At 42.8% G+C, this 26,748-nt stretch carries 23 protein-coding genes and 1 pseudogene; 15 read left to right on the top strand and 9 right to left on the bottom strand.

What is annotated here, in order from left to right:
- Window positions 1-95: 95 nt before the first annotated feature.
- The 5 genes and pseudogenes from AC06MN_RS12820 (at window position 96) to AC06MN_RS12800 (ending at window position 8,334) form a co-directional block, all read left to right on the top strand.
- On the top strand, window positions 96-1,829 hold the full coding sequence (locus tag AC06MN_RS12820) for an alpha-1,3-galactosidase-related protein (protein ID WP_475672782.1): 1,734 nt from the start codon (window positions 96-98) through the stop codon (window positions 1,827-1,829).
- A 59-nt stretch (window positions 1,830-1,888) separates the two neighbouring features.
- The gene (locus AC06MN_RS12815; protein ID WP_475672781.1) at window positions 1,889-3,394 is read left to right on the top strand and encodes a leucine-rich repeat protein; all 1,506 of its coding nucleotides are present in this window, start codon (window positions 1,889-1,891) and stop codon (window positions 3,392-3,394) included.
- A 235-nt stretch (window positions 3,395-3,629) separates the two neighbouring features.
- Window positions 3,630-5,774 (top strand): annotated as a pseudogene (locus AC06MN_RS12810) (ATP-dependent Clp protease ATP-binding subunit); the annotation flags it as partial.
- A 125-nt stretch (window positions 5,775-5,899) separates the two neighbouring features.
- Window positions 5,900-6,826 carry a LysR family transcriptional regulator gene (locus AC06MN_RS12805; RefSeq protein ID WP_475672780.1) on the top strand — a complete coding sequence of 309 codons (927 nt, stop codon included), beginning with the start codon at window positions 5,900-5,902 and terminating at the stop codon, window positions 6,824-6,826.
- Window positions 6,823-8,334, top strand: coding sequence for an NAD(P)H-hydrate dehydratase (locus tag AC06MN_RS12800; RefSeq protein WP_475672779.1), 1,512 nt, complete (start codon window positions 6,823-6,825; stop codon window positions 8,332-8,334). Before AC06MN_RS12805 ends, AC06MN_RS12800 begins: the two co-directional genes overlap by 4 nt.
- Before the next feature lie 250 nt (window positions 8,335-8,584).
- Here the strand turns inward: AC06MN_RS12800 and AC06MN_RS12795 are convergent, their stop codons facing one another.
- The 5 genes from AC06MN_RS12795 to AC06MN_RS12775 form a co-directional block, all read right to left on the bottom strand.
- Entirely contained in the window at window positions 8,585-8,941 is a 357-nt protein-coding gene (locus AC06MN_RS12795) for a hypothetical protein (protein ID WP_475672778.1), read from the bottom strand.
- Between the two features lie 130 nt (window positions 8,942-9,071).
- On the bottom strand, window positions 9,072-10,271 hold the full coding sequence (locus tag AC06MN_RS12790; RefSeq protein WP_475672777.1) for a hypothetical protein: 1,200 nt from the start codon (window positions 10,269-10,271) through the stop codon (window positions 9,072-9,074).
- Between the two features lie 11 nt (window positions 10,272-10,282).
- Window positions 10,283-11,140, bottom strand: coding sequence for an MORN repeat-containing protein (locus AC06MN_RS12785; protein WP_475672776.1), 858 nt, complete (start codon window positions 11,138-11,140; stop codon window positions 10,283-10,285).
- Window positions 11,141-11,158: 18 nt separating this feature from the next.
- The gene (locus AC06MN_RS12780; RefSeq protein WP_475672775.1) at window positions 11,159-12,235 is read right to left on the bottom strand and encodes a hypothetical protein; all 1,077 of its coding nucleotides are present in this window, start codon (window positions 12,233-12,235) and stop codon (window positions 11,159-11,161) included.
- A gap of 1 nt (window position 12,236) precedes the next feature.
- Complete coding sequence (locus AC06MN_RS12775) at window positions 12,237-12,458, bottom strand: DUF6140 family protein (protein WP_475672774.1); 222 nt, start codon at window positions 12,456-12,458, stop codon at window positions 12,237-12,239.
- 398 nt (window positions 12,459-12,856) lie between these two features.
- Here AC06MN_RS12775 and AC06MN_RS12770 point away from each other — a divergent pair, with 398 nt between their 5' ends.
- Genes AC06MN_RS12770 through AC06MN_RS12760 form a run of 3 tightly spaced genes read left to right on the top strand, consistent with a single transcriptional unit; the run spans window position 12,857 to window position 17,028 of the window.
- A complete protein-coding gene (locus tag AC06MN_RS12770; RefSeq protein WP_475672773.1) occupies window positions 12,857-13,636 on the top strand; it encodes an MBL fold metallo-hydrolase in 780 nt (259 codons plus the stop codon).
- 8 nt (window positions 13,637-13,644) lie between these two features.
- Entirely contained in the window at window positions 13,645-14,973 is a 1,329-nt protein-coding gene (locus AC06MN_RS12765) for an MATE family efflux transporter (protein WP_475672772.1), read from the top strand.
- A gap of 12 nt (window positions 14,974-14,985) precedes the next feature.
- On the top strand, window positions 14,986-17,028 hold the full coding sequence (locus tag AC06MN_RS12760) for an alpha-L-fucosidase (protein WP_475672771.1): 2,043 nt from the start codon (window positions 14,986-14,988) through the stop codon (window positions 17,026-17,028).
- Here the strand turns inward: AC06MN_RS12760 and AC06MN_RS12755 are convergent.
- The gene (locus AC06MN_RS12755) at window positions 17,018-18,208 is read right to left on the bottom strand and encodes an anaerobic sulfatase maturase (RefSeq protein WP_475672770.1); all 1,191 of its coding nucleotides are present in this window, start codon (window positions 18,206-18,208) and stop codon (window positions 17,018-17,020) included. The genes AC06MN_RS12760 and AC06MN_RS12755 overlap by 11 nt on opposite strands.
- A gap of 152 nt (window positions 18,209-18,360) precedes the next feature.
- Here AC06MN_RS12755 and AC06MN_RS12750 point away from each other — a divergent pair, with 152 nt between their 5' ends.
- From AC06MN_RS12750 to AC06MN_RS12720, 7 genes are all read left to right on the top strand, one after another.
- Window positions 18,361-19,218: a BRO-N domain-containing protein gene (locus AC06MN_RS12750; protein ID WP_475672769.1), complete on the top strand. Its 858-nt coding sequence runs from the start codon at window positions 18,361-18,363 to the stop codon at window positions 19,216-19,218.
- A 42-nt stretch (window positions 19,219-19,260) separates the two neighbouring features.
- A complete protein-coding gene (locus tag AC06MN_RS12745) occupies window positions 19,261-19,461 on the top strand; it encodes a hypothetical protein (RefSeq protein WP_475672768.1) in 201 nt (66 codons plus the stop codon).
- Window positions 19,454-19,762: a hypothetical protein gene (locus tag AC06MN_RS12740; RefSeq protein WP_475672767.1), complete on the top strand. Its 309-nt coding sequence runs from the start codon at window positions 19,454-19,456 to the stop codon at window positions 19,760-19,762. The genes AC06MN_RS12745 and AC06MN_RS12740 overlap by 8 nt, the downstream gene beginning before the upstream one ends.
- Before the next feature lie 401 nt (window positions 19,763-20,163).
- On the top strand, window positions 20,164-20,589 hold the full coding sequence (locus AC06MN_RS12735; RefSeq protein ID WP_475672766.1) for a hypothetical protein: 426 nt from the start codon (window positions 20,164-20,166) through the stop codon (window positions 20,587-20,589).
- 11 nt (window positions 20,590-20,600) lie between these two features.
- Window positions 20,601-20,969, top strand: coding sequence for a hypothetical protein (locus AC06MN_RS12730; RefSeq protein WP_475672765.1), 369 nt, complete (start codon window positions 20,601-20,603; stop codon window positions 20,967-20,969).
- A gap of 1 nt (window position 20,970) precedes the next feature.
- Window positions 20,971-21,369 (top strand): hypothetical protein, encoded by a 399-nt coding sequence (locus AC06MN_RS12725; protein ID WP_475672764.1) that lies wholly within the window; start codon window positions 20,971-20,973, stop codon window positions 21,367-21,369.
- Window positions 21,370-21,373: 4 nt separating this feature from the next.
- Window positions 21,374-22,288 carry a tetratricopeptide repeat protein gene (locus AC06MN_RS12720; RefSeq protein WP_475672763.1) on the top strand — a complete coding sequence of 305 codons (915 nt, stop codon included), beginning with the start codon at window positions 21,374-21,376 and terminating at the stop codon, window positions 22,286-22,288.
- A 100-nt stretch (window positions 22,289-22,388) separates the two neighbouring features.
- Here AC06MN_RS12720 and AC06MN_RS12715 read toward each other — a convergent pair whose 3' ends face one another.
- The 3 genes from AC06MN_RS12715 to uvrA are packed head-to-tail and all read right to left on the bottom strand — an operon-like array spanning window position 22,389 to window position 26,559.
- Complete coding sequence (locus AC06MN_RS12715; protein ID WP_475672762.1) at window positions 22,389-22,913, bottom strand: prolyl-tRNA synthetase associated domain-containing protein; 525 nt, start codon at window positions 22,911-22,913, stop codon at window positions 22,389-22,391.
- Between the two features lie 14 nt (window positions 22,914-22,927).
- Window positions 22,928-23,707 (bottom strand): leucyl/phenylalanyl-tRNA--protein transferase, encoded by a 780-nt coding sequence (gene aat, locus AC06MN_RS12710; protein WP_475672761.1) that lies wholly within the window; start codon window positions 23,705-23,707, stop codon window positions 22,928-22,930.
- 41 nt (window positions 23,708-23,748) lie between these two features.
- Entirely contained in the window at window positions 23,749-26,559 is a 2,811-nt protein-coding gene (uvrA, locus tag AC06MN_RS12705) for an excinuclease ABC subunit UvrA (RefSeq protein WP_475672760.1), read from the bottom strand.
- Window positions 26,560-26,748: the final 189 nt, after the last annotated feature.

The following is a 26,748-nucleotide window of genomic DNA, read 5'->3' as shown; positions in this document are numbered from 1 at the left end:
CAAGTACAGCACTCATTGAGCCTGTCGAGATGATGATTCAATCATGTAATAAATAGGCGAAAACTTATCCTTATCGGAGGACGGAAATATTTTTTATGAGAAAGTTTAATTATTTGATAATCAGTTTGATTCTTGTCGCTTGCGCTGTGTCCTGTCGGAATGAGTCGCGGCAGAAAACTGATGAAAAAACGGTCTATCTTGAAAATTACATCAATTCCAATGAAGACATTATGCCTGCCATTCGTGCGGCGTTGGAAACCTGTCGCAGTGAAAAGGCAACCGCTTTGGTCTTACCGGAAGGTCTTTTTGTAGTGAAACCTGATTTTGCCTACGAAAAATATTGTTATGTTAGCAACAACGATGAAGGATTGAAACGTATTGCTTTCGATTTGGAAGGAATTGAAAATCTGGAAATTAAAGGCAATGACACGCATTTGGATTTTGTGGGTTTCATAGTTCCGTTTTATGTTGGCGAGGCGAATGACATTACGGTTTCAGGAATTTCGATAGATTACACGACGCCGTTCCATTCCGAAGGCGAAATCATGGCTGTCACCGAAAAATATGTGGATTTGCGTTTCGATACGGTGGAATTTCCTTATCAGATTCGCAACGGCTGCCTTTATTTCGACAATAAGCCTACGGGTTATCCTGAATGTAACAACCTTTTGGAATTTGATAAAACACGCAGGGAACCAGCCTATTACGCCAATGATTATTGGGTGGGCGGAACCGAAATGTGCGAGCAGCTTCCCGATGGAAACGTGCGTGTTTTCCACGAAGGCTTGAAAGGCACGGTTGGCAATGTTTTTGTCTTTGGTTGCGGCCATCGGCTTGTGCCGGGTTTCATTATCAGCGACAGCAAAAACGTGCTGATTCATGATGTAAATGTCTATCATACAGGCGGTATGGCCTTTGTTGCGCAGCGTTCGGAAAACATCGAGTTGAATAAGGTGAACGTTACCTGTCCGCCTGACAAAAACAGGATTGTGAGTGCCACGGCTGATGCCACGCATTTCTCGAACTGTTCGGGTTATATTCGCCTGATTGACTGCGTTTTCGAGAACCAGAAAGACGATGCGACCAACATCCACGGCATTTATGCGATGATTTCGGAAATCGAAAAACCGAATCAGGTCGTGGTGAAATATGTCCACGGGCAGCAGTTTGGTTTCAATTTCATTTGTCCGCAAATGAATCTTGAAATCGTTGATAACGAAAGCCTTATAACGAATTGCTCCCGTCAGGTTGAAAGTGTGGAAGTACTGAATAAGGAATATACGCGCGTTGTCTTGACCGAGGATTTGCCTGATGATGTGAAAGTGAAATATGTTGTTGCTCAAATGGATGCGTATCCCGATGTGCTGCTGAAAGGTTGTACGATAAGATGCAATCGCGCCCGCGGCATTTTGCTTGGTTCGCGTGGCAAAATAGTGATAGACAGCAACTATTTCCATTCGGCGGGGGCTTCCATTCTGTTTGAGGGCGATGGCTCGTATTGGTACGAACAAGGCGGCGTCCGCGATGTTGAGATTTGCCGCAATGTCTTTGAAAACGGAAATTACGGCAGCAGCGGGTGGGGAAGTGCCTGCATTGCCGTCGGGACGGGTTTGTGGAACGACCGCGAGGCAAGCCGTTATCATCGTAATCTAAAAATCCACGATAATGTGTTCCGTGTTTTTGACCCGCGCATTTTGAATTTGTATTGCGTTGATGGGATTGACTTTCAGAATAATACGATTGAAATGACAAATGATTACATTTACAATAGGCCGGAAACGAGGCGTTTTGTCTATGAAAACTGTGATGGTGTGAGAATTGAGGAATGATCATGTTGCTTTAATTATGAATTAGTTCTAATTTTGCAGAAACATTAAAACTCTATATTATGAATAAGGTAATTAAACTCTTTACAATTGTTGCAATTATGGCATCAAGCCTTGCTCTGGAAGCGCAAAACTTCGATTTTTCAGCTTCTTGCGAATCTGGGCAAACCTTGTATTACAAAATTACAGGAGCCAATGAGGTCGAAATAACTTATCCGAACACAGACATGTTTCCTTATCTTGGGCCTCAGATGCCGGTTGGAAATGTTACCATTCCTTCAATGGTCACATTTGAAGGACATGAATATGAGGTTACTGCTATCGGTGAGAAGGGTTTTAAAGGATGTAATTCGATGACGGGAGAGCTGGTCATTCCAAATTCGGTGAAGAAAATTGGCCAAGCCGCTTTTAAAGATTGTGCTGGTTTAACAGGAAGTCTGGCTGTTCCAAATTCAGTGAGTTCCATTGGTGCAGGTGCGTTTGAAGGATGTGTAGGAATGACAGGTACGTTATCGCTTCCTGCTTCTTTGTCGTATTTTGGGCATCTTGCATTCTCGACATGTTGGGAGTCTTTTGTGATTGATGAAGATAGTCCATATTTTTTCGTTGATTCGAATTGCATCATTATGAAATCGGATTCCACCTTAGTACTTGGCTGCAAAAACTCGGTGATTCCCGATTATGTAAAGGCAATAGGTTATGGGGCTTTTTATAAATGTTCTGAATTAAATGGTGAGTTGTTTTTGCCGGACTGCTTGGAAGAAGTTGGCACATATGCATTTAAGAACTGTTATCGTTTGTCAGGAGATTTAGTCGTCCCCGACCATGTGAAAAAAATCGGAACGTATGCCTTCTCCATGTGTTATGGTTTTAATTCCATGACATTGGGAAAGTCCGTGCAGGAAATTCAGGCTTTTGCTTTTGCAGATACCCATAACTTTCAGTACATTGTTTCAAAAAATCCCATAGCACCGCCAAGTGCTCAGGCATTTGATGGAGTGGGAGATGTCCCTGTTATTGTCCCTTGTGGCGCATTGGAAAATTATCAGAATGCTGTCGAGTGGAAAGATTTTTCGTCAATTGAGGAACGGAATCTGTTTGAAATAGAAGCAGTTTCGGCAAATGAAGAGCATGGAAGCGTTGAGATTTATCAGATGCCAGATGATTGCCTTGACAATACCGCAGCGGTTTTGGCGGTTCCAAGAGAAAATCACAGTTTTATCAATTGGACGGAAGACGGCGTTGTGGTTTCGGAAGATTCGCTGTTTTTCTTCCCGCTTGAAAGCGACAGACATTTGGTTGCAAATTTCCAATATTCCAACATCGGGGAAAGTCAGTCTTCATTGATTAATGTGTTCCCAAACCCGACAAAAGGCTTGCTGAACATCAATGCCGAAAATGTCGAAATGATTCGTGTTTTTGACGTTAATGGTTTGCAAGTCAGTGAAATGAAAGCGATTTCAGAAAAGAATTGTGTTTTGGATTTGACATTCTTGCCATCAGGTTGTTATGCAGTTCAAATCGTTGGAAAACATGGCGCAATTACAAGAATGGTTGTTAAGGATTGAGCAATGGAAAAACATTTTAGAAACCGTTTTTGCAATGTGTTTCTGAAAAAGTCCCGACGAAAAGTGTAATTGAGATAGTTTTCTGGTGACAAATTGTCATTTGATATCATTGTTATAATTCTAATTATCAGACAATTTGTCATTCATCAAGCGTTTGCTGTGAACAAAATCGCAATGGCTCAAGTTTTGATAAGAGCAGCGAAAATTTTCATGCAATATGAATACGTACAACCAAACACAGAAACCAAAACAGAATTACGAATCGTTGAATCGGTTCGCCAAAAATCTGAATGAGTTGGCCTCGGCGGGCAAGCTCGACCCGGTCATTGGCCGCGATGAGGAAATCCGCCGTGTGCTGCAAATTCTTTCACGCCGCACCAAGAACAACCCTATATTAATAGGTGAGCCTGGTGTCGGTAAGACTGCCATCGTTGAAGGGCTTGCGCAGCGTATCGTAAGTCGCGATGTGCCTGAAAACCTGAAGTCTAAGACCGTTTTCTCCCTTGATATGGGTGCGCTGATTGCCGGTGCAAAATACCAAGGCGAGTTTGAGGAACGTCTGAAAAACGTCATCAAGGAAGTGGTTGACAGCGATGGCGAAGTCATTTTGTTCATCGATGAAATCCACACGCTGATTGGCGCAGGTGCTACGGGCGGTGCCATGGATGCTGCCAACATCCTGAAACCTGCCTTGGCGCGTGGCGAATTGAGGGCCATCGGTGCCACGACTTTGAAGGAATACCAACAGTTTTTCGAGAAGGACAAGGCTTTGGAACGCCGTTTCCAAATCGTCATGGTCGACGAACCCGATGCTGCATCGGCCATTTCCATTTTGCGTGGCTTGAAGGAACGTTACGAGACGCATCACCACATCCGTATTTTGGACGAGGCCATCATCTCTGCCGTACAACTCTCAGTGCGCTATATATCAGACCGTTTCCTGCCCGATAAGGCCATCGACTTGATTGATGAAGCCGCCGCCCGTCTCCGTCTGCAGATTGATTCCGTGCCGGAGGAATTGGAAGATGTGGAACGCAGCATCCGTCAGTTGGAGATTGAACGTGAGGCCATTAAGCGCGAAAACGATGTCAAGAAAGCCGATGAATTAGGAAAAGAAATCGCTGCCTTGACCGCCAAACGCGATGTGATTCGTGAAAAATGGCAGGCCGAGCGTCGTTATGTCGAAATCATCCAGAAGGAAAAGGATAACATTGAAAACTACCGCCATCAGTCGGAAGTGGCTGAGCGTGAGGGTGATTACGGTCGCGTGGCGGAATTGCGTTATGGCAAAATTCGCGATGCTGAAGCTAACATCGAGAAGGCTAAGGCTGATTTGAAAGCCGTTCAAGGCGATCATCCTTTGGTCGATGAGGTGGTGAGTGCCGACGATGTGGCGGAAATAGTGTCACGTTGGACGGGGATTCCAGTGAACAAGATGATGCAAAGCGAACGCGAAAAACTGCTGAATCTCGAGACGGAACTGCACAAGCGTGTGGTCGGGCAGGAGGAAGGCATTACCGCTGTTTCCGATGCCATCCGCCGCAGCCGCGCAGGTCTGCAAGATGCTAAGCGTCCTATCGGTTCCTTTATTTTCATGGGAACGACGGGTGTCGGCAAGACTGAATTGGCAAAGGCTTTGGCTGAATTTCTCTTCGACAATGAGAACGCCATGGTGCGTATCGATATGTCTGAATATCAGGAGCGTCACACGGTTTCCAGACTGATTGGAGCGCCTCCAGGCTATGTCGGTTACGAAGAAAGCGGTCAGTTGACCGAGGCCGTGCGCCGCAAGCCGTATTCGGTGATTTTGCTTGACGAAATCGAAAAAGCGCATCCTGACGTGTTCAACATCTTGTTGCAAGTGTTGGACGATGGCCGTCTGACCGACAACAAGGGCCGCGTGGTCGACTTCAAGAATACCATTGTCATCATGACCTCGAACATTGGCGCGAACATCATCCAGAACAACCTTTCATCGGCTGCCGATGCCAATTCCGATGCGGTTTTCGAAAAGACCCGCTACGAGGTGATGGAACAGTTGAAACAATTCATGCGTCCGGAGTTTTTGAACCGTGTCGATGATGTCATCATGTTCCGTCCGCTGAGTGAAGATCAGATTGCCGATGTGGTGAGAATGCAGTTTGCGCAGGTTCAGAAAATGCTGAAAGACAACGATATTGAAATCAACATTTCGGAAGAAGCCGTGAAATGGATTGCCCATTTGAGTTACGACCCGCAATATGGCGCGCGACCAGTGAAACGCATGATGCAGCGCGAGTTGCTGAATGAACTTTCGAAGATGGTGTTGGCCGATAAGGTCGACAAGACGAAACCGATAACCATCAAAATCAAGGATGATAAGATGGTTTTTGAAAACTAAATGAAAAGTCCCGGTGTGAACGACATCGGGACTTTTTTCTTGCAAATCATCAAATTATTGCACGAAACGCAAACTATTGAAATAAATAATACTATATTTGCAGCATCGTCAAAATCAATAGAAAGATGACGCTTCAGCAATTGGAATATATCGTGGCCGTTGACAAATACCGCGTTTTTGTGCAGGCCGCCGAATCGTGTGGCGTGACGCAATCCACTCTGAGTTCGATGATTCTGAAACTCGAAGAGGAATTGGATGTCACCATTTTCGACCGCAACAGCCGCCCTGTGGTGCCTACTGCAGCAGGCGAAATGATTATCAGTCAGGCAAAAGTGGTGCTGTTCAACGTGCATCAGTTGGAGGAAATGGTTCAGACTGAAAAACAGCGCAATACGGGCGAAATCAATTTGGGCATCAGTGCAACGGTTGCCCCTTACATCACGCCGAAACTGTTCAAATATCTGCACGACCATTATCCGGCGGTCTCTGTTCGCGCTTCCGAAATGATGCGCGATGAAATCATCAGGAAACTGGAACAGGCTGAAATCGATGTCGCCATCATGTCGGAGCCGCGCAAGCCTGACACTTTGCTTGAAATTCCTCTGTTTAAGGAGAGATACATGGCATATGTGTCGCCGAAATCGCCCTTGTATTACGAGGAATCGCTTGATTTTCAGACTATGCCGCGTGAACATCTTTGGGGCATGAAGGAAGATGTGAGCTTGCAGTTCCAGTCGCCCGAAATCTGCGACGAGGTTGTCGAACATTCCTCCATTTACGAAGCGGGCAACATCCCGACTCTGATGATGATTGTGGATGAAAACGGCGGCTATATGGCTATCCCCGAACTGCATATCAAGCTTTTGCGCGAGTCGTCCGTGAAACACATCCGTCCTTTGGTCAATCCCGAACCTTACCGCATCGTTTCGCTGTTCGTGCGCAAAGACTATTTCCGCGAGAAAATGCTGAATATCATTGCGGAAGCCATCAAAAGCATCATCCCCGAAGAAATGCTCGACGAACATTTGGTTAAATATCCTATCAGACTATGAAAATCCTTTCAGTAGAACAAATCCGCGAAGCGGATAGATATACGATTGAAAATGAGCCGATTGAATCAGTCGATTTGATGGAACGCGCTGCCACAAAGGTCTTTGAATGGCTTTACCGCCGAGTCTCGCGCGAAAAAGTGATTCGGATTTTCTGCGGCATGGGCAACAATGGGGGAGATGGTCTTGTGGTCGCTCGCTTGCTTTATGAGCAAGACATTGTTCCACAGGTGTTTATGGTGCGCTATTCCGACAAGATGAGCCACGATTGCGAGGTGAATTATTACCGCCTGCTGAACGAGACCAAAGTCCCGATGTTCGACATCATGTCGGAAGACGATTTTCCGCCCATCAACGACAACGACATCATCGTTGATGCCATTTTCGGTTCCGGCTTGAACCGTCCGCCGCAAGGCATGACCGCCGATTTGATTTCGTATCTGAATCAAAGTCATGCCATTAGGATTGCCATCGACATTCCAAGCGGCCTATTTGCCGACCAACCCAGCGCCTTGGGATTCATTTTCAAAGCCGATTACACGCTCAGTTTCCAGTTCCTGAAACTGGCTTTCCTGATGCCTGAAAATGATCCGTATGTCGGTCGTTTTGAGATACTGAACATCAACCTGCACCCCAAATATATTGACGAAGTTGCAACGCCTAACTTCTTGGTTTTAAAGGATATGGTGAAACCGATATTGCATGTCAGGACGAAGTTTTCGCACAAAGGCACTTACGGCCACGCTTTGCTGATTGCAGGTTCGGCACAAATGACGGGAGCCGCCTTGCTGAGTGCCAAATCGTGCTTGCGTTCAGGTGTCGGTCTGCTGAGTGTGCATTTGCCGCAAAAAGCCGTTTTGCCATTGCAGACCACCGTTCCGGAGGCCATTGTCGATGCAGATGAATCGGATGCTTGTTTTAGCTATTTCGGTGATTTACAGTCTTATAATGCCGTTGGAATAGGTCCTGGCTTGGGCAAATCGGATGAAACGGCACGCGCTTTGAAACGCTTGATTCAAGAGGTGAAAGTGCCTTTGGTTATGGATGCCGATGCCTTGAACATTCTTTCGGAAAACCCGACTTGGATTCCGTTTTTGCCAGCAAAGACTATTCTCACGCCTCATCCGAAAGAGTTTGAGCGTTTGGCTGGAACGAAGTTCAGTTCATCGTTCGAGAGACTTGAAAAACAACGTGAAATGTCGGTGCGTAACAATCTGATTATTGTGCTGAAAGGTGCTAACACATCCATCACTTTTCCCAATGGTTCATGTTTCTTCAACACGACTGGAAATTCAGGAATGGCGACAGCCGGAAGCGGTGATGTGCTGACGGGAATCATCCTTTCTTTGCTCGCACAACGCTATTCTCCAGAAGAGGCGGCTGTTTTGGGCGTTTATCTGCATGGTTTGGCAGGTGACATTGCAGCTGAAAGCATGGGCTACGAAGCTTTGCTGGCAAGTGACATCACGGAAAATATCGGGAAGGCGTTTGGAGTATTGAAGGGGAAATGATAAAAAAGGATTGCAAGAACTGGTACCAAGAGGGCGGGCTTACACAAAGGAAATGATGAGAAAACTTCGCGAAAAAGACTCGTGATGTTGTAGTCTCAGATGAAAAGAGAGCAGCAGAAGTGGAAATCTGTTGCTCTCAAATTTTGTTTTTCTCCAAGTTCAGGAGAAAACACCCGCCAAGGTGCATGAACAGCGGACAATGTCCTTATTGCGCAAATTCTAAAGTTTAAAAATGAATGTGTTCGGCTAGTTAGCCATTAAAGAATCTATTGATTGCATTAATTCTCCTTTGGGTTTTGTATGCCTGCACAGCTTGTTCGTCTTCTTTTTTAATTTGCTGTTCCGTCAGTTCCTGGTGCTTCTTATATTGAATGGCGTTCATACTTTTGTATTCCGTATATCTTGAAAAGTTTTTCAAGGCAGAAATTAAATATCCGATTGCAAATACAACACCAATAACAAACATAAGAGCACCCCAAAACCAACTGAACAAACCTTCGTCGGCAATGTATTTGTTCCTGCCGACAAAAATTAAGATTATTCCAATGACAAGTAAAACCACATCCTTAATCAAGGAGTTTTTTGTCTTTTCAGTAGTCTGTTCCAATGTGCTGTTTAATACTGAGATTTGTTTTGATCTGCTTTTTATCGAAATGACAAAAATAAAAACACAGAATAGAATAATTAGAAACGTCATAATGATAATTTTTTATTTGTTTATTAATCAATAATTTATCTTAATCAATCCATCTAACGAAATTGCCGTCTTTGTATTCACATCGTCTTAAGACCCCGTTGGTGTAATAGTGGTTCCCCGCACCATTAAATTTATCATTTCTAAATTCACCTTCATATCGATTCCCATCTGCATAATATTGGATTCCATGTCCATTCCTTAGGCCATCTCTAAACTCACCTTCATATCTGTCTCCATTTGGCCAACAAAACGTTCCTTGTCCATTCATTTTTTCATTTTTCCAATATCCTAAATATTTTCTTCCATCGGCAAAATAATAGGTCCCATTTCCTTCTCTTTTATCATCTTTCCAATCTCCAACATACTTATCTCCGTCAGTCCAATAAAATGTTCCTTGTCCATTTTTTTTGTCATTCTTCCAATATCCTGAATATTTTCTTCCATCGGCAAAATAATAGGTTCCATTTCCTTCCATTTTATCATCTTTCCAATCTCCAACATACTTGTCTCCGTCAGTCCAATAAAACGTTCCTTGTCCATTTCTTTCGTCATTCTTCCACTTGCCTTCGTACCGACTCCCATTAGAATAATATTGGATTCCATATCCGCTCCTTGGACCATCTTCCCAATTGCCTTCATATCTTGCTCCTCCTGTCCAATAATATGTTCCCTTACCGCTACGACGACCATTAGAATTAAAAGTGCCTACATACCTATCTCCACTGTTGTATTTTTCTTCCCTAATTCCGTTGTTTGTCTGCTGAATTTGACTTTGTCCATTGCCTCCTTTTACATTAGATATACCCTTATTGATATTGAGATCTGCCTTAGCTTTTTGGCCATGAAGTTTTTTCAGCATTTTAACATAACCCATTCCTGAAAGTTCGAGGGAAGTATAACCTACCACAAAACAGCCGATGCTACTGATGATTAGTCCGGGAATTAGGTCGATGATGAGATTGAGGATAAAAGTGATGATGATGTTGAGAATAAACCCACCAATGATATTCCTAACTGCATTGTCTTTAAATGGAACACCACTGATTTTGCTTATTTCACCATATTCTTTCCACAAACAAGAGGCATAAATTATGGTCTCAATTCCGAATAAAGGAATAGCCATGCATAATCCACCAACTATTGCCTTTTTCTTAATTTGGGCAGTGATTTCTTTGTCCAACGCCCCTTCCATGAATTTCTCAACCTTATCAGCCGCTTTTATGTATGCTCTGTCGCTCATAACAAAATGTATTAATCAATCCATCTAACGAAATTACCGTCTTTGTATTCACATTTTCTGGATTTGCCATCGGCTCTGTAATAAATGCCAAAGCCATTGAGATTGTCTTTGCTCACTTCACCTTCATAACGATCTCCATTAGGCCAATACAATATACCTTTTCCTTCCCACACATCTGTTTCGTTATTCCATTGACCTACATATTTCCTTCCATCTGGATATGTCATTGTCCCTTTCTCACAAAAGCCGCCATTTATTAGTTTGCCTTCATAATGTTTCCCATCAGAATAACCACCTTTAATATATCCATCCATTGTATCCATATTCATGGTCCCTTCAAAACAACTGCCATCATTCCTGATAATCTTTCCTTCAAATTTTTCTCCACAAAATCTACCCTCCCATCTAACGCCGTTGGGCCAAGTCATAACACCATTTCCGTTAGCAATTGAGTTCTGCCAATTACATTCTAAAATGATTCCGTCTGGAGAAAACACAGTTCCTCTTCCTTCCATATTATCATTTTTCCATTGGCCTTCATATCGATTTCCATTTATCTGATAGTCTATTCCATATCCATTTCTCATGTCATTTCCCCATTCTCCTTCATATCTTTCGCCATCAGGCCAATGATAAACTCCATGTCCACATTTCATAGAATTGACGAAATCACCTTCATATCTGCCTCCGTCAGAATAAAAATAGGTTCCATGTCCTGTCCCGTTTGAATCAATGGTGCCAACAAATCTACTCCCATCATTGTTTTCTATATTGGTTTGACTGGGAGGAGAATAAGTGTTGTTTTGATTCAAAGACTTAGAAATTGCCACGACGATAATGATAACGATAATAATGATTAGTAATGTCATAATTGTATTTTTTTTAGTTTATATAATCGGACTTGCAGTGTTACTATTCGGTATCCAATCGTCATTTGATTGATTTTTGGATATAGATAAAACTTCTTTTTCATCTGCGGGAAAACTGTTTTCCAAATATTTGGCTCTTTGTTCAGAAATGTTAAGTACTTTCCTTAGTTTTTCCAAAAGATGTCGTTCCTTATCGGAAATATAGCCATCATTTGAGACTGTTTTATATTCATTAAGGTATTCAATCTCATTTTCTGAAAGACGGTTTGGTGATAAAGAGTCTTCCAATTCTTTCGCTCTATTGGACGAAATGCCGAGTTTGTCCCTTAACTTGTCCAACAATCTGCGTTCATTAACTCCAATTGAACCATCTTCTATACATTCCTTATATTCAGCAAGATATTCTTCTTCAGCCATTGTGGAATTGTGTTGTTTTTTTAACTCGTTCAAAACATTTTCCTTTTGTGGTTCTGGAAGAATTTTAGGCTTTGGGGTGTGTATATAATTGAATCTGTTTTGGCTACTTTTTGCAATCCAATTATTACCATCAGATACATATACATCGAATAATACCAATGCAGAATTGTTCAAGTGAAATTCTTCATACGGAATAAACAGGGAAAAATCATTGAAAATGGTATCTTCATAAGGAGCTTGATAATAATCACCTGTAGCGACACTGCCATCTTGGGTGCAATAACTCTCATTTGAATCCTTTAAAGGTGTTTTATTTGAGTTGTAGAAAAAAGCCTGACAAACTCCTTGACGATTTTGCATTCCATGAACTTCAAATTTGGCATGGACATTTATTCCTTTTAAGCCTGATAACTCCACATTTTGTTCTATCCAAGTTTCGGTCACAGCACCGTAAATTGAATCTGGTCTCCAGACATATCCACAGCTGTTGCATTTAAATTCGGCATCAACATTGCCCATCAAATCAACATCTTCAACCAATTCACCTAATCCTAGCATTCCTGCTCCGAAACCGATAGCAAATTCTCCTATGCCAGCCCAACCAATTTTAGAACTTGCATCATCTGACAAATCTGTATTTGAAGATCCGCAATTAGGACATTTTAGGTAGTTGCTCATATTATCCAATCCTTTCAACGTCTAAATATGCCATGCTTAATGCTCCAACTCTTTTAATATCAATTCCGTAAATTCTCATAAAAGCATCTACAACCAATTGGCCTCCATTTGTAATTACAGGATTACTCATGCTGTTTGTCACTACATCAACACTCATGCCGCGTTCCAAGCGGATGCCGTTTGTGTTTTTGCTGCTCGTAACAGTTACTTTGAATAGTGGCATAATGAAATTGTTTTCGCGCTTATAGCTTCCCAGATTCAGCAGTTTACAATGCACAAAGAAGGCTAGGAAACTTGATTATTGCCTATTTTTGGTATACAGGCTCTGGAACAACCTCGGTAATAAAAATAGTACACGTTCACCTAGCCTGTATGTAATCAAATAATTGAATACAAAAAGGCTGGCAAATTGTGTTACATATCTCATTACCAATTTTTCCAGAATTTGTATACCGAGATACAAGCACTAATTGCCTTCTGTAGTTCGGATTTCTCCCCGAACTATCAAGGCGCAAAAATAAGTATAAATTTGAAATTTCAAACAATGTAGGAAGAAATAGAAGAAAAATAGGAAAAAAAGACTTTAGATTTTTACTATTTTTGCAGTAAAATTTCATACCTATGAACAGAATGATTGTTGCTATGATTTTGTTGGCTTCCATGACGGCTTGTCATGAGAAGAATTCAACGGAATTTGTTGAAACAAAGATAGTTGGCGATGTGAAAATTACATGGTTGCAAGACAATGATGAGCCTCGTTTGATGCCTCGTGAACTGTTTGCCGATGCACCTGATTCTCTCATGCAAGCCCTGAGTTTGCGGGATGGTGTGCCTTCAAGCGTTTCGACATTTCTAATTGAGAAAGACGGAAAAAAGATGCTTTTTGATGCAGGTCTACCTGACGGAAAAACGGCAGATCGTTTGGAAAGCATTGGAATTCAAACGAATGACATTGACTATATTTTTGTCACCCATGCCCATGGCGACCATATCGGCGGTTTGCTTGTGGATGGACAGGCGAGATATTCAAATGCAGAACTGTACATTTCCGAGATAGAGCATAATGCATGGCTTAAAAATGAATTGTATCAAGCTGTTGCAGCGGCCTACAAACCACATTGTTTTGCCTTTGGCGATGAATTGCCTTGTGGAGTGAAGCCCATAAATGCGGTTGGACATACACCAGGACACGCGGCTTATCTTGTTGGCAATGTGCTTGTTGCAGGTGACTTTGTGCATGGTGCCGCATTACAATTGGAACATCCGGAATATTGTGCTAATTTTGACCAAGACAAGGAGCAGGCAATTGCTTCGCGCAAAATGTTGCTTGAGCAAGCCCGGACCAATCATTGGCTGGTTTTAGGCATGCATCTTCCTGTTCCGGCATTTTTACAAAAGTAAATCATTGAATGTTAAAGACTTCCGTTTCAAACCGTGAGATTTGGCGTATTGCCTATCCCATCATGCTGGGCAATTTGGCCCAGACCATCATTACTTTTACCGACACGGCTTTTTTAGGTCATTTGGGCACCATCGAGATGAGTGCCTCAATGATGGCGGGCCTTTATTATTATGTGTTTACGACTTTGGCAATGGGTTTTGCCATTGGCATTCAGATATTTATCGCGCGTCGTTTTGGCGAAGGCAATTTCAAGAAAATCGGTGAGGTTTTCCAACATGGCGCCATGTTCGTGTTGCTGCTTGGCATTTTGCTTTTTGGCATTTTGTTCTTTTGCAGCGAGAGCCTGATGCGTGTCATCATTAGTTCCGAGAACATCTATGGCTCGGCGATGGACTATCTGAAATACCGTCAGTTTGGCATTATCTTCGTGGTCTTCAATTATTTGTTCCGTTCGTTTTATGTCGGAATCTCCAACACCAAGGTGATAACGTTCTCGACTGTCATCATGGCTGTGGTGAATATTTTCTTCGACTGGTGCCTGATTTTCGGAAATTGCAATCTGCCGGAGATGGGCGTCGGCGGTGCTGCATTGGCCTCGCTGATGGCCGAAATCACGGCATTTTGTTTCTTCTGGATTTACACTTATATTACCGTTCCGCATGAAAAATTCGGCATGTTCCGTTGGCACAAACTGCAACCCAAACTGATGGGCGAGCTGCTGAAAGTGGCTTTCCCGAGTATGATTCAACGCCTGTTTTCCTTTGGCGCATGGTTCGCTTTCTTTGTCTTGATTGAGAAAATGGGCGAGATGGCCATCGGCATTTCATCGGTCGTGCGCAGTACCTACATGATTTTGATTATTCCTGGATTTGCTTTTGCTGCTACCGCTAACACTTTGACAAGCAGAACGATAGGCGAGGGAAGAAGCAGTGAGGTAATGTCGCTTTTGCTGAAAGTTGCCAAGAATGGTGTCATTTGCGCTTCGATTTTGGTAGCCGTGACGCTCATTATTCCGCAATTGGTCTTGCAAATCTACACCGATGATATGGCATTGGCAACAGCCGCAGTTCCAGCGGTTTACGTGATATGTGCCGCTACTATTCTCGGTGCCGTTGCAATGGTATTTTTCGAAGCGGTTTCTGGCACGGGCAACACCGATGCCGCCATGATTTTGGAGTTTGGCGTGCTTGTAGTTTATATTCTCTACATCTACATGATGACCAAAACTTCCACAATAGCAGGCGTTTGGACGGCCGAATTGCTTTATAATATCGCCATTGGCCTGATTTCATTTGCTTATATCCGAAAGGCAAATTGGTCGAAAAAGAAAATCTGATATCCCGATAAAATGAAACGACATTTATTGATAATTCTGTTTTTCGCAAGCGTGTTTTCCGCCTGCACAAAGGCTCCTGAACCCATTGGATCTGTGCCGACAAAGCAACAGATTGAGTGGAATAAATTGGAGACATACGCCTTTATTCACTTCGGAATCAACACTTTCAATGACATGGAGTGGGGCTACGGCAATAGTCCGGCAAGCACTTTCAATCCCGATACTTTGGATTGCGAGCAATGGGTGAAAACCTTGAAAAATGCAGGCATGAAAGCCGTAATTCTGACGGCAAAGCATCATGACGGATTTTGTCTATGGCCCACGGAGACAACGGATTACAGCATTAAAAATTCGCCGTATAAGAATGGTAATGGCGATATGGTCAAGGAACTTTCCGATGCTTGCCGCAAATATGGTTTGAAATTCGGGATTTATGTTTCGCCCTGGGACCGAAACAATGCAGAATATGGAACTGAGGCCTACGTGAACACATATCATCGTCAGATAGAGGAACTTACAACTAATTACGGACCACTGTTTGAGTTTTGGTTTGATGGCGCAAACGGTGGCACGGGCTGGTATGGCGGTGCCGATGAGCAACGTTCCATCGAGGCAAAAACCTATTACAATTATCAGAAAGCCGTAGACATTATTCATAAGAATCATCCTGATGCCATGATTTTTGGCGGTGAAGTTCCGAGCATCCGCTGGGTGGGCAACGAGGATGGCTTTGCTGGTGCAAACCATTGGTCTACAATAGTTTTTGGTGAACGTGATGATATGAATTTGCTCAATACGGGTTGCGAAAACGGTGATGTTTGGTTGCCTTCTGAAACGGATGTTTCCATTCGTCCAGGATGGTTCTATCATCATCGGGAAGACCATCAGGTTAAGAGCGTGGCAAAATTGGTCGACATCTATTATAATAGTGTTGGGCACAATTCGAATTTGCTGCTTAATTTTCCTGTCAGTCTTTCGGGAAAAATCACCAAAAATGACTCAATCCGCATCATGGAATGGCATAAAGTGATTGTTGAAGATATGGATGATAACTTATTGAAAAATACAAAAGTATCGTCAAGCAATGAGAGAGGAAAGGCATATTCCGCAAGCAAGGTTTTGGATGACGATTGGAACACTTATTGGGCTACGGAAGATGGCATAAATCATGGCGAATTGGTGTTTGATTTTCCGCAAACCACCGCCTTGAACCGCGTTATGATTCAGGAATACATCCCGTTGGGACAAAGAGTGAAGAAATTCAGCCTCGACCGTTATATAAACGGCAAATGGCTGCCCATAGAAACCTACGATGATTTGACGACAATAGGGTATAAGCGAATCATTCGTTTCCAGACGGTTAGAATGGATAAGTTAAGAATCCGCTTTAAGGATTCAAAGGGTTGTCTGTGCATCAATAATGTCGAGGCTTTTTGTGCCGATGCTTTGCTTTCCGAACCAATCATAAATCGTGACTTTGAAAACCTTGTCAGCATAAAATCAGGGGATGGAAATGCTGTGATTCATTATACAATTGACGGAACAACACCGAATTGTAAATCAGAAATATATACTATTCCATTTAAATTGAATTCAAAAGCAAATGTGAAGGCGATTGCAGTCGATTCTGAAACGGGAAAAACAAGTGCGGTCAGTTCGCGGGAATTTGATGTTCCGATGTCGCAATTCGAGGTGCGTTTCCCTGACAACCCGATGGTGAAAAGAATGTTCGATGGCAATGAGTTGACGTGCTATTATCTATCTGATAATAAAAATAATATTGAAATTGATTTAAAGCAAAATATGAATGTTTCAGGCTTCCGATATTTGCCTGATCAGTCGCGTGATGCCGACCAACATATCACTACTTATTCGCTTTATGTCGACGAAAAACTTGTTCAATCTGGCGAGTTTTCCAACATCAAGAATAATCCCATCGAACAGACAGTTCGGTTTGAACCGGTTTGTGGTCGTGTGGTGAAGTTTGTGGCAAATGGTTTCACGAATAATGGCAATCAGGGTGCAATAGCTGAATTTTCTCTGATTACGGATTGAATTGCATCACTTTTGCAGGAGAACCATTATTCTTTAATTCATTGAGCATGAATCTCATATAGGGTTCCGTTTGCTCGAAAAAAGTTTTGTAGCCATCGCAAAGTGAATTCAGATATGATTCTCCATCCTTGCTTTTTGCAAAACGGTGTTTTGGACACCCTCCATGACATGCGAAGTAATAGTCGCACTTCAGGCATTGCTTGGGGAGTTGTTTCCTTTTTTCGATGCCAAATGTGAAAAATCGCTCGTCAGAAAGGATTTCCCGTAATGGTTTCTCTTTTATGTTTCCGACCATATATGATTGATAGACAAAGTGGTCGCAGAGATAAGCGTCGCCATTATGTTCAACAACAGCATTATTGCCGCAGGTCTCATCAAAAGCGCAAAGACCGCTTGGCAGATGGGCGTAATTCGCCAAGGTGACATCAAAAAATTGGACGAAATAGCTTCCGACATCATGCTTTACCCAATAATCGAATATGTCGCACATAAAACGCCCAAATCCATCATCCGAGATCGACCAGTCGGTGGGTTCAGCGTTTTCATCATTGGGGCTTGTAATGCGGTTGGTGTTCTTGTTTACATATTCAACAACAGGCAAAAACTGCATGTAATTCGTGCCGCATTGCTTTAAGAATTGGTAAACACTTAATCCTTGATTTTCAGATAAATGATTTATTGTACTTAAAGTGTTGTATTCAACATTGTTTCGGTAGAGACATTCCATGCCGCGCACTACTTTTTCCCATGTTTCTACACCGCCATTTGCCTTCCTGAATCCGTCGTGGATGGCTTTTGGACCATCTATTGAAACGCCGATGAGAAATCCGTTGTCTTTGAAGAATTGTGCCCAATCATCAGAAAGCAGCGTTCCATTTGTCTGTAAAGTATTGTGAATCAGTTTGCCATTGGCATATTTTTGCTGTAATTTGATGGCTTTCCTGTAGAAATCCAATCCGGCTAAAAGCGGTTCTCCGCCGTGCCAATTGAATGTGATTTCTGAAACATCGTTTGCATCAATATATTGTTTTACAAATAGTTCCAGTAAATCGTCATCCATTTTTGGCTGATTGTTTTCGTATAAAGTGGATTTGTCCAAGTAATAGCAATACCGGCATCGCAGGTTACAAGCCGAACCGACGGGTTTGATGAGCAAGCTGGAAGCCTTTCGACTTGTCATCTCTTGCCATTCATGAAATGCTATTGTGTTGTTTTTCAGCATTAAAATATAAGAAGTTTAAAGATTGCTTTCGGGTGCAAAATTAGGCAAAATAGTTGCAGAATTAATTGAATTTGTGTATGTTTGCACGATTATTCGATAATTCATCATTTATGACACAAAAGCAGGCCATACAGTTGTTTGAAGAAAAACGTGTGCGTACCGCTTGGGATACCAACCGGGAAAAATGGTGGTTTTCCATCGTTGACGTGACATCGGTATTGATTGATAGTGATTACCAAACAGCCCGTAAATATTGGAAAGTATTGAAAGGCAGGCTGATAAAGGAAGGATTTGAGTTGGTAACAAATTGTTACCAACTGAAAATGCAGTCTACGGATGGAAAACATTATCTTACCGATGTTGCTGATACAGAGCAGCTTTTCCGCATCATTCAATCGATTCCATCGCCAAAGGCAGAACCGTTCAAGCGCTGGATGGCACAGGTGGCGGCTCAGCGTATTGACCAGATGCAAGATCCGGAACTCTCCATTGACCAGGCTGTGGCCGATTACCGAAGACTGGGCTATTCGGAAACGTGGATTAATCAGAGAATGAGGTCGATAGAAGTCAGAAAGCATTTGACAGATGAGTGGAAGCGTGCCGGATTGGAGGAGGGACAGCAGTTTGCCTCGCTTACCGACATCATCTATCGCCAATGGAGCGGACTTTCCGCCAAGGAATACAAGCAGTTGAAAGGCTTGAAGAAAGAGAACCTGCGCGACAACATGACCGACCTTGAAATTGCCATCAATATGCTTGCTGAAGCCACCACGACACAAATTTCAAAAAACGAGAACCCGAAAGGAATGGCCGAGAGTGCAAACGTGGCCAAAAGAGGCGGCACCGTGGCAAATGACGCTCGCAAAGCCGTTGAGAAAGAGACCGGTATGCCTGTGGTTTCAGCCATGAATGCCAAGCAGATTGCACTGGGAGAAAACGAATTGATTCCAAAGGGTGGCGAGGAATGAAAAAATGTGTAATTTTGCCAGCAAATACAAAAACATAAAATGATGAATACGACTATCGAAACTGAAGAAAAGACTGATTTTGAAGCGATTGAAGACGACTTAACGCCAGAACAGAGAGCTTTTTGGGAGGCCTCCATTGAACGTGATTTACGCGACATTGCTGAGGGTAAACCTAACAAGTATCTCACACTTGATGAGTTTGAGGAGAAATTGATTGAAGCGGTGCGCAAAATCTATGCGTAAATATATTGTAATAGTAACGGACGATGTCGAGGAATGTTTCGTTGAATTGATGCGGTTTATTGCATCAAATTACACGACAGAATCTGCTATACGATATGCCAAGCGAATCCGTAAGGAAATTGAGCCATTGTCGTATCTTGCACCGATCCTGCCAAAGAGCATTTACGAATTGCCAAAACTCTATCATCCAGAGGCTAAGACCTTTTTGATCGGAAACAAGAAACTTACCGCGATATTCCACATTGATGGTGAATATGTGATTGTGGATAAGATATTGCCATCTGCTTTGATAAAATATTGAAAGATAATGGCGAAGAATGAGAAAAGTGTTGTTTTTGGGAAAATGATTACAGCGAAATAAAATAATTTGTTTAGTTTTGCAACGATTAAAAACGAAAACTATGGTATAAAATAGACATAACAAGTACAACATATTGAGCTTGACGCTCTTGTTCCCTCATGACGAAGCTGGTAACTTTCATGGAGCGGGGATGGGACGCGGAGGATTCGCGCTATGGCGTGAATTTTTCCAAATCTTATTCGCTCCAAAGGTAAAACCAGCACCTGTCATGTGGATAAGGAAATTTAACGGAAAGGATTTGCGCCTTTCTTTATGCCTTCAAGGAAACAAAGACTTCTTGCTCAAATAACAAGCAGGGAAGCCGAAAACTGCATTATAGAGTAGGCAGCAAAACAACAACAATGAAATACTCATCTCAACAAATCAACAACATGTCATGGCAAGAATGGAATGAAGTCATGGCAGATGAATTAAACAAAGCAGGTTTCGTGTCTCGTCCAGGTACGCAATGGGAACATCCTCACGAGGCAGGGGATGAACCAGAAATGTTCATTTTAGGAGAAGTTAGTGAAAAGAATGAGATTAACTATCTCAAGACTTTGGGACTTCTCAATAATGGTCGCTGTCCAATGTGTGGCAATCCAATAGTAGGAAACCCAGGGCGTTTTACTAGTGGATATGATTATGATTGTCATTTTCAAATATGTCAGAATTGTGTTAATAGAGGTAAACGAATTTCTGTTAATCCTGCTAACACTTCAAGTGGATGCATAGTTGCTTTATTGCTGTTCCCAATACATCTATTAAAGTTTTTAATCGGTCTTTAAACTGACATGTTATGAAATGGTTACTAATTATTGCTGCTGTCGTAATACTAATCATCTGGAAAAGAAAAGCCTTTGAAAAAATAGACAAAGAGCATGAAGTTTATCTCAAACAAGACGGAAATGCAACATATATTAGAACGCATTGGCCTAATGTTGTTGAGCAAGTAGAATCCATATCTGGCTTATCCATTAAAAAAGAGCGCAATGATGCTGTAATTTTGGGCGATGCAAATACTATTCAAGTGTATCTTGGTCAAAATATGGGACGGCTATCTGTTATTTACATTAGGCAAAAAGTAGTTATTCAAAAATGGACTTTTGAGCAATCAACATCTACACAAACTGTAATTGATACAATTTACCAATACATCAGAAAATAATATGGGTATTTTTAGCAAACTAATTGGAGGAACCAAGGATAATCAGCATATCGCCGAGGGTGTTTCAAATGTACAACGATTGCTACATGATTATGAATTGAGCAGGGATGATGATTATCTCATTATGGCTGCATATATTACCCGTCTGGCAATTCTTGATACTTTTGAGAAAAGTGGATACAATGTCGCCAATATTTGTTACGCGAACATAGACGGTCGTCTCACGAAATTGTCATGGTTGCAAGCAAATTTGATGACTTATGGCAAAATCATGGGGTTCCTTAATGGTGTCACTTATGATGTAAAAGAATTCGTGGAATCAGTTTTGGAGAAGGAAGAAGCCTTTTATGAGATTGATAAGACAATTCCATACGATAAGAAAAAGATATTTGTCGATTAAAACCATGCTTACAGACCAAGAAATAGAACAAAGAAAAGCAGAAGCCAAAACAGGTGCATTAACTGGTTATGCCTCTGACCGCTGGAAATACGCGCAACACTTGTTGTTGGATCACAATGTTGACTATAAGCAATACAAAACGGGCATTAACTTGTTGAAGCAGGCTGCTTTCCAAGGTCATACTATGGCGCAAGGAGAGTTGTCCTATCGACTTTATTATGGCAAAGGCATTGACAAGGATGAGAAAAAAGCATTGGAATGGTGCAACAAAGCACTTGAGAAATGGAAGCGTCCGCAATGGTTACGTCTTCGCGAGGTCATAACAAGACCAAAGAACATCGTGCTTTCCAATGCTCAGATGTCATTATATCGTACTTTCCTTCATCATGATTTGAGTTATATTGAACCTCGTCTTGACGATAATGTTATCCTTTCTGACCTAATGCGTTATCCAACGCCTGGGAAAATGGATGTTATGGAATGGTTGGAAGAATGTGCCTCCAGAAAGGAATTACAGACATCGTTGGTATTTACAGAAAGGTATGGGATGGTTACAGAAACATTTATCCCAAACAATATGCGTACTATAGTACGCTCATTGTATTTTTTACGAACGAATGATGAAAACAAGATAGACCGTATTGCCAGACAACCAATAGTTTGGAGCGAATACTGTTTTGATGCTGGTAGCACGCCATTTGTTTGGGAAGAGATTGAGACTTGTTTGAATGATATCGATACCAGATTCAACAGGGGCTTTATGTTTTGTATGAATTGTGGAAAATTAAGTCATGAACTGAAATGGATTCGTTTTCATTCAAATCCAGACCTGCATGGCGGTTATTCTTATTTTGGACGGATGTCAATTTGTCCAGATTGCCATCAGCAAGTCGAGTTTCATTGTGAGGGTTGTAAATGAAAAAAGTGGCCTAATTACCAAACAAAAGTACGCCAAATGACCAAACAAAAGTGCGCCAAATAACCAAATCAATGGAAATATTTCTGACCTAAGTCAGATTTCACTCATACAACTCCACAAACTCATACTCATTTCCCGTAGCGTCCAAGAACTTGATGAAGTCTTCGTTGCGGATGACTATGGTTGCCGTGTTGTCGTTGGGATGGAAACTCAGCCGTGGAGCATTTTGTAGGTTCTTGTCCAAGAAAAGGTGAACGTGGTTCTCAGTGTCGTTGATGAGGCCGAAAGGCGAGACGCTGCCTGGCTTTAAGCCAAGATATTTCTCCATTCGTGCCTCCGAAGCAAAGGTCAGCTTGCCTTGGTGAAGTCGCTGCTCCAAGTCGTGGATGTCCATTTGGTGCATACACTCGAAGACGACAAGATAATGCCGATTGCCCTTATGATTCCTGAAAAACAGGTTCTTACAATGTGTCGAGTCAAACTCTTTCCAGTATTCGATGGCCGCTTCAATGGTCGGAATAGGCGGATGGAAATAGATGTCGAACTCGATGCCTAAACCTTTCAAAGTGTCGACGACTTTTTGCTGCCTTTCGCTTAATTCGTGCGTTATTTCGGTGGATTTCATAGGAGTGCAATTTATCAATCGTCAAAATAAGTGTCAGAATCCATGTCGTAAACCACGAATTTGAGCTTTTCAGGTGATGCGATTTTGATGTTAAATTCCTCAACATCGCCGGTTCCCCAATTGCCAACTAAGGTCGATTCGCTGACCAAGTCTTTCAGTTCTTTCAAGTACTCGCTTCTCGGGATCGTGTAGGCTCCAAGGCTTACTAAGTGTTTTGTTTCTTGCTGACAATCAATTAACTTAAATCCATTCAGTTGAAGGAATTTGTGAAGATAATGAAAGGCCACTTTTGAAGCATCGGTAACCGTATGGAACATCGATTCGCCACAGAAAATCTTACCGATTGAAACGCCGTAAAGTCCGCCGACAAGTTTGCCATCGAGGTAAGTCTCAAATGAATGTGCCAAACCGCGTTGATGCAAATTGCAGTAGGCCTCAATCATTTCATCCAAAATCCAAGTGCCATCCTGGCCTTCGCGTGGCGTGTTGGCGCAATGTTCCATGACACTGCGGAAATTGGTGTCGATTCTACATTCAAATTTGCCTGATTTTATGGTGTGTTTCAGCGACTTGGATACTTTCATTTCGCCCGGACGGATGACAAGACGCGGGTCGAGTGACCACCAAAGTATAGGCTCATCGTCATTGTACCACGGGAAAATGCCATTGGCGTAGGCCACCACAAGCCTTTCTGCCGACAAATCGCCGCCAAAAGCCAACAGTCCATCTTTGTTTGCTTTTTCCGCCGAAGGAAAGAAAGGATGCTCGTTATCAAGTAAGTAAATTCTGTTCATTATCAAAAAGTTACAACTCTCTATTTAACAAGTTCCTTTATCTATTTGAATTTCTCTTTCAAGGCTTGTCCGGTGTATGATTTCTTGCATTTTGCCAAATCTTCAGGCGTGCCTTCAAAGACAATGTTTCCGCCTTTGTTTCCGCCTTCAGGACCAAGGTCAATCACCCAGTCTGCCGACTTGATGACATCAAGATTGTGTTCAATGATAATGATGGAATGACCATTGAGAATGAGTGCGTTAAACGATTCTAATAGTTTGTTGACATCGTGGAAATGAAGGCCGGTTGTGGGTTCGTCGAAGATGAACAAGGTCGGTTTCTCAACTTGTCCTTTGATAAGGAAATACGCCAACTTGACGCGCTGCGCTTCGCCGCCAGAAAGCGAACTTGACGACTGTCCCAATTTCAGATAGCCCAATCCGACTTCCTGCAAGGGTTTCAGACGTGAGAGGATTCTGCCCACCACGGGCGTATTCTTTTCGCTTGACTCGGCAAAGAACGTAATTGCCTCATCTATACTCATTTCGAGAATGTCGGAAATGTTTTTTCCGTCATATTTTATCTCCAAAACCTCTTCCTTGTAGCGCGTTCCGTGGCACGATTCGCAAGGCAGATATACATCGGCCATGAATTGCATTTCAATCTTCGTGACACCTTCGCCTTCACATTCGTCGCATCGTCCGCCGGGGACATTGAACGAGAAAAGCGATGGCTTGACACCTCTCAATTTGGCGAGTTTTTGGTCGGCAAACAGTTGACGTATTTCATCAAATGCCTTGAGGTAAGTCACAGGATTTGAGCGAGATGATTTTCCAATAGGATTCTGGTCGACGAACTCAACGGCTTGGATGAGATTCAGGTTGCCTTCCAAGGCGCCGAAACTGCCGCAGCGTTCCACATTGTCGCCCAATTGCCGTTTCATGGCGGGATAAAGAATGTCTTTCACCAAAGTGGATTTTCCCGAACCGCTCACGCCCGTAATGACGGTAATCGTGTTCAGTGGAAATTTCACCGTGATGTTTTTCAGATTATGTTGCGTTGCACCTTTTATAATGATGCTGTTGCTCGATTTGCGGCGGTGTTTTGGCATCGGTATTTCCATTTTGCCTGTCATGTATTGCGCCGTCAGGCTTTCCGTGCATTGCTCCAAATCCTTCAAATCGCCTTGAAACACTAATTTTCCGCCAAAATTTCCGGCCTTTGGACCAATGTCGATGATTTGGTCGGCGTTGCGGATGATTTCCTCGTCGTGTTCGACGACAATGACCGTGTTGCCAATGTCGCGCAAACGCTTTAATACGGAGATAAGTCGCTCAGTGTCACGCGAATGAAGTCCGATGCTCGGTTCATCCAAAATGTAAGTGGAACCGACAAGACTGCTGCCTAACGAAGTGGCCAGATTGATGCGCTGCGATTCGCCGCCCGAAAGTGAGTTTGAAAGTCGGTTCAAAGTCAGGTAACTCAGGCCTACATCTATCAGAAAATCAAGTCGGTTGTTGATTTCAATCAGAAGGCGGTTGGCAATCTGAAGGTCGGTTTCGTCTAATTTCAGAGTGTCGAAAAAGCGTTTCAGCTCGTCCAAAGGCATCAGCACCAAATCGGAGATGCTCTTACCGCCGACTTTCACATATTGCGCCTCTTTTTTCAGTCGTGTGCCGTGACATTCGGGGCAGACCGTTTTCCCGCGATAACGCGAAAGCATGACGCGGTATTGTATCTTAAATGATTGTGATTCAACATATTTAAAGAAATCGATGATGCCTTCGAAATATTGGTTTCCGGTCCAAAGCAATTCCTTTTGTGCATCGCTAAGCTCGAAATACGGTTTGTGAATCGGGAAATCAAAATGACTCGTGGCGCGGATGAAAGCGTCTTTCCATTCGCTCATTTTTTCGCCTCGCCAGCAGGCCACGGCGTTGTCGTAAACGGAAAGGCTTTTATTCGGAAAAACGAGTTCGGGATCGATGCCAATCACACTGCCGAAACCCTGACAGGTAGGGCAGGCACCGAAAGGATTGTTGAAAGCAAAGAGATTGGTGGTCGGCGGCTCAAAAACGATGCCGTCGGCTTCAAAACGCGATGAAAAATCGATGGTTTTACGCTCGCCGTCACTTTCGTAGATGATTTGGCAACATTCCTTACCTTCGTAGAAAGCGGTTTGTACGGAATCGGAAAGCCGGCCGAGTTCGTCCTGAATGTTTTCGTTGACGCGCACGCGATCAATCATCAGTTTCACATTCTTTGGTGCGACTTTCTTCTTGCTGTCGATAAAATCCTCAATCTTAACGACTTCGCCATTGACAAGAATCCGGTAAAACCCTTGCTGCATGAGAATGTTGAGGTGTTCGGCAAGTGTGCGGTTTTCGGGCAGCAGCAGCGGCGCCGCAATGTAAACCACCGTGCCTTTTTCCAAGGCCATGATGAAATTCACCACGTCCATCACCTGGTGCTTTTTGACCAGTTTGCCAGAAATGGGGGAGTAGGTCTTGCCAATTCGGGCGAAAAGCAGTTTCAGAAATTCGTAAATCTCTGTGCTTGTGCCTACTGTGGAGCGTGGGTTGTGCGTGTTGACCTTCTGCTCGATGGCGATGGCGGGCGACATGCCTTTGATGCTTTCCACATCGGGCTTGTTCAGTCGGCCCATAAACTGCCGCGCGTAGGCACTCAGACTCTCCACATAACGGCGCTGACCTTCGGCATACAAGGTGTCGAAAGCCAACGACGACTTGCCCGAACCCGAAAGTCCTGTAATGACAACCAACTGGTTCTTAGGGATTTTCAGACTCAGGTTCTTCAAATTGTTGACATTCGCATTCCGAATATCAATATAGGATGTTCCTTTTGCTTCCAAAACCGTGAAATTTTAAACTGCAAAGGTACGAAAAAAACGATTTTGAGTTGGTGATGAAAATTGTTGAAAACAATTGGTGTGTCTTTTGTCATGCAAATCTATAGCTTGCCACAAATTGTGTACCGTCCGGCTCCATTGTCCATTTTTTGTTTATGACTGTTGTTTGTTATCGTGCAAATTTACTACTTT

This window comes from Candidatus Limimorpha sp. (assembly GCF_056203535.1).
This window is presented reverse-complemented; position numbering and strand designations above follow the sequence as displayed.